A 14,376-nucleotide genomic window follows, 5' to 3' on the forward strand; every position below is an offset into this window, starting at 1 on the left:
CCGCAGCACCATGCGCCGCATCCCCGACGTGCTCGACGTCTGGTTCGACTCGGGCTCGATGCCCTTCGCGCAGTTCCACTACCCGTTCGAGAACGAGCAATGGTTCGAGGAGCACAGCCCCGCCGACTACATCGTCGAGTACATCGGGCAGACGCGCGGCTGGTTCTACGTCATGCACGTGCTCTCGGTGGCCCTGTTCGGCCGGCCGGCGTTCGAGAGCGTCATCAGCCACGGCATCATCCTCGGCGACGACGGCTTCAAGGCCTCGAAGTCGCGGCGCAACTACCCCGACGTGAACGAGTCGTTCGACACCTACGGGTCGGATGCGGTGCGCTGGAACCTCATGCAGGGCTCGATCCTGCGCGGCGGCAACTTCATCGTCTCGGAGGAGGGCATCCGCGAGGCGCTGCGGCAGTTCCACCTGCCGCTGTGGTCGACCTGGTACTTCTTCTCCACCTACGCCAACCGCGCCGCCGACGGCCGGCCGTACCTGGCGAGGCGCTCGGCGGCGTCCACCGACGTGCTCGACCGCTACATCCTCGCGAAGCTGCGCGAGACGGTGGAGACGGTGACGGATGCGCTGGAGCGCCTGGATGCCACCGGTGCCACCTGGGCGGTGCGAGAGTTCCTCGACGTGCTCACCAACTGGTACGTGCGGCGCTCGCGCGACCGCTTCTGGACGGGCGTGGCCGCGGACGGCAGTGGCACCGGATCGCCTGCAGGCACCGAGGCGTTCGACACCCTCTACACGGTGCTCGAGACACTCACCCGCATCGCGGCGCCGCTGTCGCCGCTGGTGACCGAGGAGGTCTGGAAGGGCCTCACCGGCGGTCGCTCGGTGCACCTCACCGACTGGCCGGATGTGGACGGCGACGGCGACGACGCGCTGCCCGCCGACCCCGAGCTGGTCGCGCAGATGGACGCGGTGCGCGCGATCGCGTCGGTCGGCAACGCCCTGCGCAAGCAGGCGCGCAAGCGCGTGCGGCTGCCGCTGCCGACCCTCACGGTCGTCGGTGCCGTCGACGTGAGCGCCTTCACCAGTGTGCTGCGCGACGAGCTCAACGTGCGCGATGTGGTGCTGGAGGCCGCCGCCGACGACGCGCTCGAGCGCTACGGCATCTCGCGGCGGCTGCAGGTCAACGCCCGCGCGGCGGGACCGCGCCTGGGCAAGGACGTGCAGCGCGCCATCCAGGCTGCGCGGGCCGGCGACTGGTCGGTCGCGACCGACGACGACGGCGCCGAGACCGTCACCGCCGGCGGCATCGCGCTGGTCGAGGGCGAGTTCGAGCTCGCGCTCGAGGTCGCCGACGAGAGCGCGGCGGTCGGCTTCCTGCCGGCCGGCGGCTTCGTCGTGCTCGACACCGCGACCACACCCGAGCTCGAGGCGGAGGGCCTCGCCCGCGACGTCGTGCGCGCCGTGCAGTCGGCACGCAAGGATGCCGGACTCGACGTGAGCGACCGCATCCGTCTCACCCTCGGCTCGGACAGCCACGGTGTCGCGGCGCTGGAGGCCAACGGCGAGCTCGTCAGGGCCGAGACGCTCGCCGTCGAGCTGACGCTCGAGCGCGTGGACGACACGATGGGCGAGCTGGCCGACGGCCGCACCGCGCACCGCGTGGGCGACGGCTCGCCGCTCGCGATCACGATCGAGAAGGCCGCAGCGGCCGAGGGGGCCCAGGCATGACGGACGAGACGGGCATGACGGACGAGACGGGCATGACGGACGAGACGGGCATGACCGATGGGGCGAGCCAGGCCGCGGGCGAGCCGCCCGACATCGACGACCGCATCCTCGCCTCGCTCGAGCACGCGGAGGCGGCCGAGGCCGCCTACCGGGCGCTGCTGGAGCGGGCGGGGGAGGCCGCGATCGAGCCGCGCATCGAGGCGACCCGGCGGGCGGTCGAGCTGCTCGGCGAGCCGCAGCGCGCGTTCCGGGTGATCCACATCACCGGCACGAACGGCAAGGGCTCGACCGCGCGCATCATCGACACGCTGCTGCGCGCGCACGGGCTGCGCACCGGGGTGCTCACCAGCCCGCACCTCGAGCGCGTCAACGAGCGCATCGTGATCGACGGCGAGCCCGTCTCCGACGAGGCGTTCGCCCAGGGCTACGAGGACATCGCGCCGTTCCTCGACATGGTGGACGCCGAGCTCGCCCAGCAGGGCCAGCGCCGGCTGACCTTCTTCGAGGCGTTCACCGTGCTCGCCTTCGCCGTGATGGCGGATGCCCCGGTCGACGTCGCCGTGCTGGAAGTCGGCATGGGCGGCACCTGGGACTCCACCAACGTCGCCGACGGCGACGTCGCGGTGATCACGCCGATCGCGCTCGACCACACGAGCCGCCTGGGCACGACCGTCGAGGCGATCGCGGGGGAGAAGGCCGGCATCATCAAGCCCGACGCCATCGTCGTCTCGGCCGCGCAGTCGCCGGAGGCGCTCGCCGTGCTCGAAGCGCGCGCGGCGGAGGTGGGCGCGAGGCTGCTGGTCGACGGGCGCGACTTCTCGCTCACCGAGCAGTCGGTCGCGGTCGGCGGCCAGCTCATCACCGTCAAGGGGCTCGCGGCCGAGTACATCGACCAGCTGGTGCCGCTGATGGGCGCGCACCAGGGCCGCAACGCGGCGCTCGCGCTCGTCGCGGTCGAGGCCTTCCTGGGCGGCGGCGCGCAGCCGATGACCGCCGAGGTGCTCGCCGACGGCTTCGCCGCGGTGACCTCGCCCGGCAGGCTCGACACCATCGGCGCTGAGCCGCTCGTGATCGCCGACGCCGCCCACAACCCGCACGGCGCCGCCTCGCTGCGCACCGCGCTGGGGGAGTACTTCGGGCTCGAGCGCGTCACGCTCGTGCTCGGCGTGCTGGCCGGCAAGGACGCCACCGGCGTGCTCACCGAGCTCGAGCCGGTGATCGACGAGGTGGTGGTGACGCAGTCGAGCTCCGAGCGCGCGCTCGACGCCGACGCGCTCGCCGCGCTGGCTGTCGCGGTGCTGGGCGCCGACCGGGTGCTGGTTGAGACCGACCTCGAGACCGCCGTCGAGACCGCCCGCGACGCGGCGGCCGACCGCGGCGGCGCGGTGGTCGTCACCGGATCGATCACGCTGCTCGGCGACGTGATCGGCCACGCCCGCGAGGCCGGCTGGCTGCTGCGGCCCGACGCCCGCCGACAGGCGGCGACCGTGCAGCTGGACGCCCCAGAGCTCGAGGGCACCGAGTTCATGGACACCGCGCTCGAGGGCACCGACCAGGAGGACGAGCGATGACCGCGCAGACGAACGATCCCGGCGCGACCGAGCCGAACGCATCCGGACCCGACGCATCCGGCACCCCCGCGAGGGCGCGCAAGCCGCGCCCGAAGCGCGGCGCGATGGAGGCGCTGCTGCGCATCACCCACACGCTCGAGGTCGCGGGCCTCGCCTTCGGCACGCTCGCCGTCTGGGGCGTCTCGCGCGACTGGCCGCAGCCGCTGGCGTTCGCGGTCGTCGCGGCACTGCTGCTGGCCACCATGCCGCTGCTGGCGCGCACGTGGGGATGGATCGTGAGCCTCGCGATGCAGGTCGCGCTCGCCGCGCTGACGCTCATCGAGCCGGTCTGGGGCGTCGTCGCGCTGGTGTTCATCGTCCTGTGGATCTACTGCTTCGTGAAGGCGCGCGGCATCGAGCGGAACCGCCGCGCGGCGGGCCTCGACCCGCGCGGCGCCCCCGGCGAGTAGCCGCGAACGGGCGCACGGGGCGTGCTTGCCGGGCCGAGCGGCCGCCCGGCGCTCGGTAGGCTGGCAGGCATGCAGAGCACCCTCGTCCTCATCAAGCCCGACGGCGTCCAGCGCCAGCTGACCGGCGCCATCCTCGCCCGCATCGAGGCGAAGGGATACGTCGTCACCGACCTGCGACTCGTGCAGCCCGACAGGGCACGCCTCGAGGAGCACTACGCCGAGCACCAGGGCAAGCCCTTCTTCGAGCCGCTCGTCGAGTTCATGCTCTCGGGCCCCTCGGTGGCGATCCGCCTCGAGGGCGACCGCGTCATCGAGGGCTTCCGCTCGCTCGCCGGCACCACCGACCCGACCACGGCAGCCCCCGGCACGATCCGCGGCGACCTCGGCCGCGACTGGGGCCTCAAGGTGCAGCAGAACCTCGTGCACGGCTCCGACTCGGAGGAGTCGGCAGCGCGCGAGCTCGCACTCTGGTTCGACTGACGGTTCGCCTGACGCCGAAGCGCCCGTGATGCGCTGCGGCCCCGGTGCATTCCCGCCCGGCGGCCGCAGCGCATCCGTCGTTCACCCTCCGAGGCGCAGCGGCCGAGCGCCGCGAAGCGTCAGAAGCCGCCGAAGAGGTAGCGCGGGATGCCGGGCAGCACGATCATGATCGTGAGCACCACGATCACGGCGAGTGCGAGCGAGAGCACCCAGCCCCAGCTCGAGAACCTCGCTGCGACGCGGCGGAGCCCGGCGCCGGCAGGCAGCGCGCCCGAGCCGAAGCCCCAGACCCACAGCGGGAAGCTCATCGCGTACATGGCCATCCACACCAGGAAGCACCAGGGGCAGACGAAGCCGAGGACGAAGATCGACTGCTGCGCCAGCCACAGCACGAACGCGAGGCCGCCGAGCACGCCGAGCGAGAACACCGTCCACACCCAGCGCGGCATCGCCACCCGGCCCAGCGTCAGCGCCCCCATGATGATCGGAGCCGGGAACGTCATGAGACCCAGGAACGGGTTCGGGAACCCGAACGCCTCGCCCTGCGCCGAGTCCATCGCGCCCGAGCAGGTCAGGAAGGGGTTGAAGTCGCAGCCGAGTGAGCCCTGCGGGTTCGTCAGCAACTCGATCTTGTCGACCGAGAGCGCGAAGGCGCCGAGCAGACCGGCGAGCCCGGTGATGATCAGCAGCGCGCCGAGCCAGAGCGGCGCGGTGATGTGGGCGGGTCGAGCGTCAGACATGTGGCCTCCTGCGCATCATTCAATCAGTCCCGTGGGCCGGTCATGAGCCTCGACGGGGCGACTCTTACCGCATTCACAGCCGGCGTCGTCGTGATCGTGCTGCTGCCGGGCGCGAACAGCCTGTTCGTGATCGCCACCGCGCTGCGCGCCGGCCGCGGTGCGGGCTTCCGCGCGATGCTCGGCGTTTTCCTCGGCGACGCCGTGCTGATGGTGCTCGCGGTGCTCTCGGCGCAGGCGCTCTCGGCCAACCCGATCGTCTTCCGCGTGCTCACCTGGGCCGGCGCCGCCTACCTGTGCTGGCTGGCGTTCGGCTTGGTGCGCAGCGCGGTCGACCGCATCCGGGCCAAGCGCCAGCGGCGGGCGGAGCCTGCACCGACCGAGAACCCGACGCAGCCGATCGCGGTGCCGAACCCGATCATCGCCCGGCCTCGGCTCGCGCCCTTCCGCACCGCGCTGATCACGAGCCTGCTGAACCCGAAGGCGATTCTCTTCCTCGCGTCGTTCTTCGTGCAGTTCATCGACCCCGACTCGCCCACGCCGCTCGCCGACGTCGTGGTGCTCATGCTGATCCTCGAGACCGCGTCGGCGCTCTACCTGACCGTGCTGGTGCTGGTGGGCGCCCGCGTCGGCCGCAGCGTGCAGCCGCACGGCTGGCTCGCGATCGGGGGCACGCTGGTCGCCGCGGCCGCCTTCGTGGCGCTCGCCGTGCGCGTGGTGCTGCCGTAGCGGGCGCGCCCGCGTGCGGTAGAGTTGCCGGCAGCGCGCCCGACGGGCGCACGCACAAGTTTCTCCGGGCAGCCTGACTGGCCCGGGCCGCTCCCGCGAGGGGGCGAGTTGCAAGGATTCGCGCCGGGCGAGCCCCGGGCCGCGAGCGAGATGTCGACCGGCGGCGCCGGTCGCGACAGGAGTACGCCAGAGATGGCCGACAACACAGCGAACCTCCCCGAAGAGGGCAACGAGCCGAACGTCACCGACGCGACGACCGAGGCCCCGACCGAGACGGCCCCCGCCGCCGAGAAGCCCAAGCGCAAGCGGGTCTCGACCCGCAAGGCACCGGCCGCTGCCGAGGCCGAGCCCGAGACTCCTGAGGCTACGGACACGCCTGAGACGACGGATGCGTCGGCCGAGCAGGGTGCGGATGGGTCGACGGAGCAGGGTTCGGATGCATCTGCCGAGCAGACCGAGACCGTGCAGGAGCCGGCTGGATCGGCCGACCAGGCCGCGACCGAGCAGGAGCCGGGCCACGAGCCCGGGCTGCTGGACCCGGCGACGTCGGCTCCGACCGCGTCGCAGGACGACGCATCCGCTGCCTCGTCCGACGAGGAGCAGGCGGCCGACCCGATCGCCGCTGCGAAGGTGCTGCCGGCCGTGCCCGCCGGCCCGTTCGGGCTGCTCTTCCACGCGCCCGATCTCGAGACGCTGCCGGCGCTGCCCGCCGCTCGCTCGTACGACGACGACGATGATGACGACGATGAGGACGACGACTTCGACGACCGCTCGCAGCGCGGCCGTCGCTCGTCGCGCCGCAACCGCCGCACGCGTCGCGGCGACAGCGACGATGACGGGGGCAGCAGCAGGCCGCTCATCACCGAGCCGCAGAAGGTCAAGGGCTCGACCCGCCTCGAGGCCAAGCGCCAGCGCCGCCGCGAGGGCCGCGATGCCGGCCGTCGTCGCACGGTGGTGACCGAGACCGAGTTCCTCGCCCGCCGCGAGTCGGTCGAGCGGCAGATGATCGTGCGCTCGAAGCACGACCGCGTGCAGCTGGCGGTGCTCGAGGACGGCGTGCTCGTCGAGCACTACGTGGCGAAGTCGTCGGAGTCGAGCCTGATCGGCAACGTCTACCTCGGCCGCGTGCAGAACGTGCTGCCGAGCATGGAGGCCGCCTTCGTCGACATCGGCCGCGGCCGCAACGCGGTGCTCTACTCGGGCGAGGTCGACTGGGATGCCGCCGAGCTCGAGGGCCAGCCGCGCAAGATCGAGCTCGCGCTCAAGCCCGGCGACACCGTGCTCGTGCAGGTCACGAAGGACCCGGTGGGCCACAAGGGCGCGCGGCTCACGAGCCAGATCTCGCTGCCCGGCCGCTACCTCGTGTCGGTGCCCGGTGGCTCGATGAACGGCATCTCGCGCAAGCTGCCCGACACCGAGCGGGCGCGCCTGAAGAAGATCCTCAAGCAGGTGCTGCCCGAGGGCGTCGGCGTCATCGTGCGCACCGCCGCCGAGGGCGCCACCGAGGAGCAGCTGACGAACGACGTCGAGCGCCTCACCCGCCAGTGGGAGCGCATCCAGCAGCAGCGCCAGTCGGGCAGCGCGCCGCTGCGCCTGCACGCCGAGCCCGACCTGCTGGTCAAGATCGTGCGCGACGTCTTCAACGAGGACTTCGGCAAGCTCGTCATCCAGGGCTCCGAGGCGCTCGAGACCATCCGCGAGTACCTCGAGGCCATCGCGCCCGACCTGATCGACCGCGTCGAGGCCTACGAGGGCACCGACGACCCGTTCTCGCACTTCCGCATCTCGGAGCAGATCGACAAGGCGCTCGACCGCAAGGTGTTCCTTCCCTCCGGCGGCTCGCTCGTGATCGACCGCACCGAGGCGATGACCGTCGTCGACGTCAACACCGGCCGCTTCGTCGGTGCCGGCGGCAACCTCGAGGAGACGGTCACCAAGAACAACCTCGAGGCCGCAGAGGAGGTCGTGCGCCAGCTGCGGCTGCGTGACATCGGCGGCATCATCGTGATCGACTTCATCGACATGGTGCTGGAGTCGAACCGCGACCTGGTGCAGCGCCGCCTCATCGAGTGCCTCTCGCGCGACCGCACGAAGCACCAGGTGGCGGAGGTCACGAGTCTCGGCCTCGTGCAGATGACACGCAAGAAGCTCGGCCTCGGGCTGCTCGAGTCGTACTCCGAGGCGTGCGAGGTGTGCGCCGGCCGCGGCATCATCGTGCACCACGAGCCGGTCTCGAAGTCGCAGCGCCAGGCAGACAGCGGCGGCAACGGCACCAGCCGTCGCCGCGGCCGCGGCGGCAAGCAGAACGACCAGCAGCAGCAGCACCAGCAGAACGGCAACGGTGGCGGCACGCACGCCATCACCGAGGACATGCGCAAGGGCCTCTCGCAGATCGCCTCGGCCGCCAAGGGCAAGCACCCGGAGGGCGAGCACGAGCACGAGCACGCCGCCGAGGCGGAGGCGCCCCAGCAGACGGCGCCCGAGTCGGAGCAGCCGGAGCAGCACCCGGAGCAGCGGTCGGAGCAGCAGTCGGAGCAGTCCGGCCGTGAGCGCGGCGGCCGCCGGTCGAACCGGCGCCAGCGTGGCGAGCGCGCGCAGGAGCAGGTCTCCGGCGTCGTCGAGCCCTCGAAGCAGGCGATCGAGCAGGTCGCGGCCGAGCCGGTCGTGACGATCCTCGACATCCCGGTCGAGCCCCAGCAGGAGCAGCAGGCCCGCACGGCGACCGAGAACGACCTCGACGGGCTGCTCGGCAGCGCGCTCGACGCGCTCGCCGCCCCCGCGCCCGGCACCGGCAAGGCGGCTCGCCGCTCGCGCCGCGCCTCCTCCGGCGTGATCACGGCCAAGCCCGACGAGCAGGGCTAGACGCCAGCACGACCGGTACCGTCTTGCCGCTCACCCTCGGGTCGAGCGGCAAGACGGTACCGGTCTCCGCTTGGCGCGCGGGAGCGCGGCAGTCACGCCGCCCGCGCGCACGGCTCAATCACGCACGCCGCCCGCGCGCACGGCTCAATCCCGCCGGTCGCGCTCCTTGACGCGCAGGCCGCTGGCGATCAGCCGGCGCACGAGCTCCTTGGGGCCGACCCGCGTCGCGCCCATGGCCACGAGCGCGTCGATCCGCTCCGCGGGCACGTCGTAGTGGTCGTGGTCGAAGCCGCGCGCCGGGATGCCCGCGCGGCGCGCGAAGTCGTGCAGCTCGTCGAGGCTCGTGTCGCTCACCATGTGCGCCCAGAAGCGATCGTGGGCCGGCCAGAGCGGGTCGTCGACGAGGATCGCCATCCGGCAACGGTAGCGTCGAAGACGCACGGCGGCGGATGCGCGACGCGCGGTGCGCTCATGTTGACCGGGAACGACGATTGCCTGTATCGTTGTTCGCTGGCGCAAGTCGCATTTCGTGCGCGCGCCGAAAGCTTCGTCCCGGTACGGCCGGGAGTCGTTCCAACAGTGAGGATCCAACGTGGTGTACGCAATCGTGCGCGCCGGCGGCCGGCAGGAGAAGGTCGAGGTCGGTACCGTTCTCGTCGTCGACCGCATCGCCGGTGACGACAACGGCAATGTCGAGCTGGCCCCCGTGCTGCTCGTCGATGGCGACAAGGTGACGTCGGACGTTGCTGACCTTGCCAAGGTCAAGGTGACGGCAGAGATCGTGACCGACCTGCGCGGCCCGAAGATCCGCATCCAGCACTACCGCAACAAGACCGGCTACAAGCGCCGCATGGGTCACCGCTCGGAGCTCACGCGCCTGAAGATCACCGGCATCAAGTAAGGGGCATGCAGAGATGGCACATAAGAAGGGCGCATCGTCCACCCGCAACGGCCGTGACTCGAACGCGCAGCGCCTCGGCGTGAAGCGCTTCGGCGGCCAGGTCGTCAAGGCCGGCGAGATCATCGTCCGCCAGCGCGGCACCCACTTCCACCCCGGCGCAGGCGTTGGCCGCGGTGGCGACGACACGCTGTTCGCCCTCGAGGCCGGCGCGGTCGAGTTCGGCGCGAAGGGCGGCCGCAAGGTCGTCAACATCGTCGCTGCAGCCGAGTAATCAGCGCACGCGCGACACAGGCATCCCGATGAACGGGGCGGGCTTCGGCTCGCCCCGTTCTCGCATCTAGAGGAGACACACCATGGCGACCTTCGTCGATCAGGTCACACTGCACCTGCGTGCCGGCAGCGGCGGGCACGGCTGCGTCTCCGTCAAGCGCGAGAAGTTCAAGCCGCTCGCCGGCCCCGACGGCGGCAACGGCGGCGACGGCGGCGACATCGTGCTGGTCGCCGACCCGCAGGTGACCACGCTGCTGGGCTACCACCGGGCACCGCACCGCGCGAGCGAGAACGGCCAGCCCGGCATGGGCGACCACCGCGCCGGCACCACCGGCGCCGACCTCGAGCTGCCCGTGCCGGTCGGCACCGTGGTGACCGATGCCGACGGCGAGCAGCTCGCCGACCTCACGCAGCCGGGCATGCGCCTCGTCGTCGGCCCCGCCGGCCAGGGCGGGCTCGGCAACGCCGCGCTGTCGAACCAGAAGCGCCGCGCCCCCGGCTTCGCGCTGCTCGGCACGCCCGGCTTCGAGGGCGACATCACGCTTGAGCTGAAGACCGTCGCCGACGTCGCGCTGGTGGGCTTCCCGAGCGCCGGCAAGTCGAGCCTCGTGGCCGCCATGAGCGCCGCGCGGCCCAAGATCGCCGACTACCCCTTCACGACCCTGCACCCGAACCTGGGCGTGGTCGAGTCGGGCCAGTCCCGCTACACGATCGCCGACGTGCCCGGCCTCATCGAGGGCGCGAGCGAGGGCAAGGGCCTCGGCCTCGAGTTCCTGCGCCACGTCGAGCGCTGCTCGGCACTGCTGCACGTGATCGACTGCGCGACGCTCGAGCCCGGCCGCGACCCGGTCAGCGACCTCAAGGTCATCCTCGCCGAGCTCGCCGCCTACCCGGTGCCGGAGGGGCAGACGCCGCTGCTCGAGCGTCAGCAGCTCGTCGCCCTCAACAAGATCGACGTGCCAGAGGCGGCCGAGCTCGCCGCCTTCGTGCGCGAGGAGATCGAGGGCATGGGCTTCCGCGTCTTCGAGATCTCCACCGTCGCCCACAAGGGACTGCGCGAGCTCTCCTTCGCGCTCGCCGAGATCGTCGAGGCCGACCGCGAAGCCAAGGCGGCCGAGCCCGAGCCCGAGCGCATCGTGCTGCGGCCGAAGGCGATCGACGACAGCGGCTTCCGGGTCAAGGTCGAGGGCACGCACGCGGGGCCGGTCTACCGCATCCTGGGTGCGAAGCCCGAGCGCTGGGTGGCGCAGACCGACTTCCGCAACGACGAGGCCGTCGGCTACCTCGCCGACCGACTGGCGAAGCTCGGTACCGAGGATGCGCTGCTCAAGGCCGGTGCGGTCGCCGGCGCGACCGTCGTGATCGGCCCGGGCGCCGGCATCGTCTTCGATTGGGAGCCCACCATCGCCTCCGCCGCCGAGCTGGTCGGCAACCGCGGCACCGATCCTCGCCTCGATCGCAACGACCGCCGCACCACGCAGGAGCGCCGCGAGGAGTACCACCGCCGCATGGACGCCAAGCAGGCTGCCCGCGACGGTCTCGTGCAGGAGCGCGACGCCGCCCGCTGGACCGAGGACAGCGTCGAGGTGGAGCGCTGGGACGAGGACGCATGACGTCGCTCGACCGCACCGCGGGCGAACTGATCGTCATCAAGGTCGGCTCCTCGTCGATCTCGGGCGAGCGCCGGGCGCAGATCGAGCCGCTCGTCGACGGGCTCGCGGCGCTGCACCGCACCGGGCGCGTCATCCTGGTCTCCTCCGGTGCCATCTCCACCGGCATGCCGTTCCTGGGCCTGCAGGAGCGCCCTGCCGACCTGCCCATGCAGCAGGCCGCGGCGGCCGTGGGGCAGAACGTGCTGATGAACCGCTACCAGCGCAGCCTCTCGCGCCACGAGGTGATCGCGGCGCAGATCCTGCTCACCGCATCCGACATGGACATGGACTCGCACCGGGTGAACGCCCGCAACGCGCTCGAGCGGCTGCTCGAGCTGCGGATGCTGCCGATCGTGAACGAGAACGACACGGTCGCCACGCACGAGATCCGCTTCGGCGACAACGACCGGCTGGCGGCGCTGGTCGCCAAGCTCGTCGGCGCCGACCGGCTCATCCTGCTCTCGGACATCGAGGCGCTGCGCACCGCGCCGCCCGACGAGGCCGGCTCCGAGCCCATCAGCCTGGTGCCCTACGGCGATCCGCTCGACGGTGTGCGCCTGGGGGCCAGCGGCAGCCACATCGGCTCCGGTGGCGCGATGACGAAGGTGGATGCGGCGCGTCTCGCCGCCGACGCCGGCGTACGTGTGACGGTCACCGCGACGCCGCTGCTCGAGCGGCTGGTCGCGGGGGAGCGGCTCGGCACCGAGTTCGAGCCGAACCCCCGGCCCGAGGACTGAACCGCGTGGCGGAGGTCGCTGCACCCGTCGAGCAGCTCGGCCTCGCCGACGCGGCAGACGCCATCGCGCTCTGGCAGGACAACGGCCTCACCCGCCCATGGAACGCGCCGCAGGCGGACTTCACCCGCGCGGTCGAGGGTCCCGCCTCGGCTGTGCTCGGCATCCGTGACGGCGGAGCGCTCGTCGGCACGGTGATGGTCGGCCACGACGGCCACCGCGGCTGGGTCTACTACCTGGCCGTCGAGCTCGGGCGCCATCGGCAGGGTCTCGGCGCCCGGCTGATGCGGGCGGCGGAGGCGTGGATCGTCGACCACGGAGGCGTCAAGCTGCAGCTGATGGTGCGCGCCGACAACGAGGCGGCGTCCGGCTTCTACACGGCGATCGGCTACGAGCAGCAGGCCGTCACCGTGCTGGGACGGCGACTCGCAGAGGGCTGACGGCCCGACTGTCCACAGGCACCGGATTCCGCCGCTCCCGCCGGCACACGGTCCGGGCAGTATCGGCACCCTCAGCAACGAGTCCAGCAGCGCCGCGCACGCGCGACGTGCTGGCCGAACGAAGGGACGACGATGGCCGACTGCGAAGACTGCGGGCAGGAGATGCTCGAGGCTGCCACCTGCAGGGTGGACGCGTTCATCATCCGGGGCGAACGCTTCGACCGGATCCGCCAGACGGGCGCCCCCATCGGCCGTGGCGGTCGCTGCGGCGACTGCGGCATCCAGCGGCAGGGCTTCCACCACTACGGCTGCGACCTGGAGCCGTGCCCGCGCTGTCGCCGCCAGCTGCTCTCCTGCGGCTGCGGCGATGATCCCGAGGATCACGATATCGTGGACATCCTGGCGGTCGCAGGCGACGTCGTCGTGCATCCACCCGCGTTGCGCGGTCTCCATGTCGGTGCCGGGCGGTTCCCGTTCAAGGAGCATGCAGACGGCCCCGCCCCCGATCGCGCGTGAGCCTTTGCAGCCTCCAGGGCGAGCGAGCACGAGCGGTGCGCTGCCGCCGCTGCACGCGCATCGACCGCGGCCTAGGATCGAGACATGGCCGCCGAGCTCCCTACCGACGACTTCGACGCGCTGCTGACCGCCTCGCAGCGCGCCTCCCGCGCGCTCGGCGTCGCGCCCGCGCACCAGCGCCACACCGCCGTCCTCGCCATCGCCGAGGCGATCGAGGCAGCGACCGACGACATCCTCGCGGCCAACGCCGCCGACCTCGAGCGGGGCCGCGAGACCGGGCTCGCTGAGGGCATGCTCGACCGTCTGCTGCTCGATCAGGCACGCATTGCCGGCCTCGCCGATGCAGCCCGGCAGCTGGCAGAGCTGCCCGATCCGATCGGCGAGGTGCTGCGGCAGCGCACGCTGCCGAACGGGCTCGACCTCACCGAGGTGCGCGTGCCCTTCGGCGTCATCGGCGTCATCTACGAGGCCCGCCCCAACGTGACCGTCGATCTGGCCTGCATCGCGCTCGGCTCCGGCAACGCGGTCGTGCTGCGCGGCGGCTCGGCCGCCGAGCAGACCAATGCCGTGCTCGTCGAGGCCATGCAGGGCGCGATCGAGGCGACCGGGCTGCCGCGCGCCTCGGTGCAGACCATCGACCGCTTCGGCCGCGACGGCGCTGGCCGCCTGATGCGGGCGCGCGGGCTCGTCGACCTGCTCGTGCCGCGAGGCAGCGCCGCCCTCATCGAGCGGGTCGTCACCGAGGCGACCGTGCCGGTCATCGAGACCGGCGCCGGCATCGTGCACGCGTTCGTCGACCGTGCGGCGCAGCTGCCGATGGCGGTCGAGATCGTGCTGAACGCCAAGACGCAGCGCACGAGCGTCTGCAACGCGCTCGAGACGGTGCTCGTGCACCGCGACATCGCCGACACCGCGGTGCCCGTGCTCGCCGAGGCGCTCCAGCAGGCCGGGGTCACCCTGCATGCCGACGGCCCGCTGCCGGGCGCCCCGCGCACCGAGCCGCTGGGCGAGGGCGGCTGGGCGACCGAGCACCTGTCGATGGATGTCGCGATCGGTGTCGTCGACGACCTCGACGCCGCCATCGAGCACATCAATCGCTACGGCACGCACCACACCGACACCATCGTGACCGACGACGCGGATGCGGCGGGCACGTTCCTCGCCCAGGTGGACTCCGCGGTCGTGATGCACAACGCATCCACTCGCTTCACCGACGGGGGCGAGTTCGGCTTCGGCGCCGAGGTGGGCATCTCGACGCAGAAGTCGCACGCCCGCGGCCCGATGGGGCTGACCGAGCTGACCAGCACCAAGTGGATCGTGCGCGGCGCCGGTCAGGTGCGCGCCTGAGCCG

The 14,376-nt window shown here is 72.1% G+C and carries 15 protein-coding genes; 13 read left to right on the forward strand and 2 right to left on the reverse strand.

Annotation, left to right across the window (positions count from 1 at the left end):
* The 4 genes from J1M46_RS03275 to ndk all read left to right on the forward strand — a co-directional run.
* The coding region (locus J1M46_RS03275; protein ID WP_206446513.1) for a class I tRNA ligase family protein at positions 1-1,684 on the forward strand (1,684 nt) is incomplete at its 5' end.
* Complete coding sequence (locus tag J1M46_RS03280) at positions 1,681-3,255, forward strand: bifunctional folylpolyglutamate synthase/dihydrofolate synthase (RefSeq protein WP_241248996.1); 1,575 nt, start codon at positions 1,681-1,683, stop codon at positions 3,253-3,255. The genes J1M46_RS03275 and J1M46_RS03280, both read left to right, overlap by 4 nt.
* Positions 3,252-3,704: a DUF4233 domain-containing protein gene (locus J1M46_RS03285; RefSeq protein ID WP_206446514.1), complete on the forward strand. Its 453-nt coding sequence runs from the start codon at positions 3,252-3,254 to the stop codon at positions 3,702-3,704. Before J1M46_RS03280 ends, J1M46_RS03285 begins: the two co-directional genes overlap by 4 nt.
* 69 nt (positions 3,705-3,773) lie before the next feature.
* Positions 3,774-4,184, forward strand: coding sequence for a nucleoside-diphosphate kinase (ndk, locus tag J1M46_RS03290; RefSeq protein WP_206446515.1), 411 nt, complete (start codon positions 3,774-3,776; stop codon positions 4,182-4,184).
* A gap of 119 nt (positions 4,185-4,303) precedes the next feature.
* Here the strand turns inward: ndk and J1M46_RS03295 are convergent, their stop codons facing one another.
* Positions 4,304-4,924, reverse strand: a complete 621-nt coding sequence (locus tag J1M46_RS03295; protein ID WP_206446516.1) for a vitamin K epoxide reductase family protein — start codon at positions 4,922-4,924, stop codon at positions 4,304-4,306.
* A gap of 42 nt (positions 4,925-4,966) precedes the next feature.
* On the opposite strand from J1M46_RS03295, the gene leuE reads away from it, so the two are divergent.
* A complete protein-coding gene (leuE, locus tag J1M46_RS03300) occupies positions 4,967-5,650 on the forward strand; it encodes a leucine efflux protein LeuE (RefSeq protein WP_206446517.1) in 684 nt (227 codons plus the stop codon).
* 192 nt (positions 5,651-5,842) lie between these two features.
* The gene (locus tag J1M46_RS03305) at positions 5,843-8,512 is read left to right on the forward strand and encodes an Rne/Rng family ribonuclease (protein WP_206446518.1); all 2,670 of its coding nucleotides are present in this window, start codon (positions 5,843-5,845) and stop codon (positions 8,510-8,512) included.
* Between the two features lie 144 nt (positions 8,513-8,656).
* On the opposite strand, the gene J1M46_RS03310 is transcribed toward J1M46_RS03305, so the two are convergent.
* Entirely contained in the window at positions 8,657-8,926 is a 270-nt protein-coding gene (locus tag J1M46_RS03310; RefSeq protein WP_206446519.1) for a DUF4031 domain-containing protein, read from the reverse strand.
* 178 nt (positions 8,927-9,104) lie between these two features.
* Here J1M46_RS03310 and rplU point away from each other — a divergent pair, with 178 nt between their 5' ends.
* The 7 genes from rplU to J1M46_RS03345 all read left to right on the forward strand — a co-directional run bounded on the left by rplU (position 9,105) and on the right by J1M46_RS03345 (position 14,372).
* Complete coding sequence (gene rplU, locus J1M46_RS03315) at positions 9,105-9,413, forward strand: 50S ribosomal protein L21 (RefSeq protein WP_092919169.1); 309 nt, start codon at positions 9,105-9,107, stop codon at positions 9,411-9,413.
* Positions 9,414-9,426: 13 nt separating this feature from the next.
* Positions 9,427-9,684, forward strand: coding sequence for a 50S ribosomal protein L27 (gene rpmA, locus J1M46_RS03320; protein ID WP_092919170.1), 258 nt, complete (start codon positions 9,427-9,429; stop codon positions 9,682-9,684).
* 82 nt (positions 9,685-9,766) lie between these two features.
* Positions 9,767-11,296 (forward strand): GTPase ObgE, encoded by a 1,530-nt coding sequence (obgE, locus tag J1M46_RS03325; protein ID WP_206446520.1) that lies wholly within the window; start codon positions 9,767-9,769, stop codon positions 11,294-11,296.
* Positions 11,293-12,072, forward strand: a complete 780-nt coding sequence (gene proB / locus J1M46_RS03330) for a glutamate 5-kinase (protein ID WP_206446521.1) — start codon at positions 11,293-11,295, stop codon at positions 12,070-12,072. The genes obgE and proB overlap by 4 nt, the downstream gene beginning before the upstream one ends.
* Positions 12,073-12,077: 5 nt before the next feature.
* Positions 12,078-12,509: a GNAT family acetyltransferase gene (locus J1M46_RS03335; protein WP_206446522.1), complete on the forward strand. Its 432-nt coding sequence runs from the start codon at positions 12,078-12,080 to the stop codon at positions 12,507-12,509.
* Positions 12,510-12,641: 132 nt separating this feature from the next.
* A complete protein-coding gene (locus J1M46_RS03340; RefSeq protein ID WP_206446523.1) occupies positions 12,642-13,025 on the forward strand; it encodes a hypothetical protein in 384 nt (127 codons plus the stop codon).
* Between the two features lie 84 nt (positions 13,026-13,109).
* The gene (locus tag J1M46_RS03345; protein ID WP_206446524.1) at positions 13,110-14,372 is read left to right on the forward strand and encodes a glutamate-5-semialdehyde dehydrogenase; all 1,263 of its coding nucleotides are present in this window, start codon (positions 13,110-13,112) and stop codon (positions 14,370-14,372) included.
* Positions 14,373-14,376 lie beyond the last annotated feature (4 nt).

The organism is Agrococcus sp. KRD186, assembly GCF_017168255.1.
Lineage (GTDB): Bacteria > Actinomycetota > Actinomycetes > Actinomycetales > Microbacteriaceae > Agrococcus.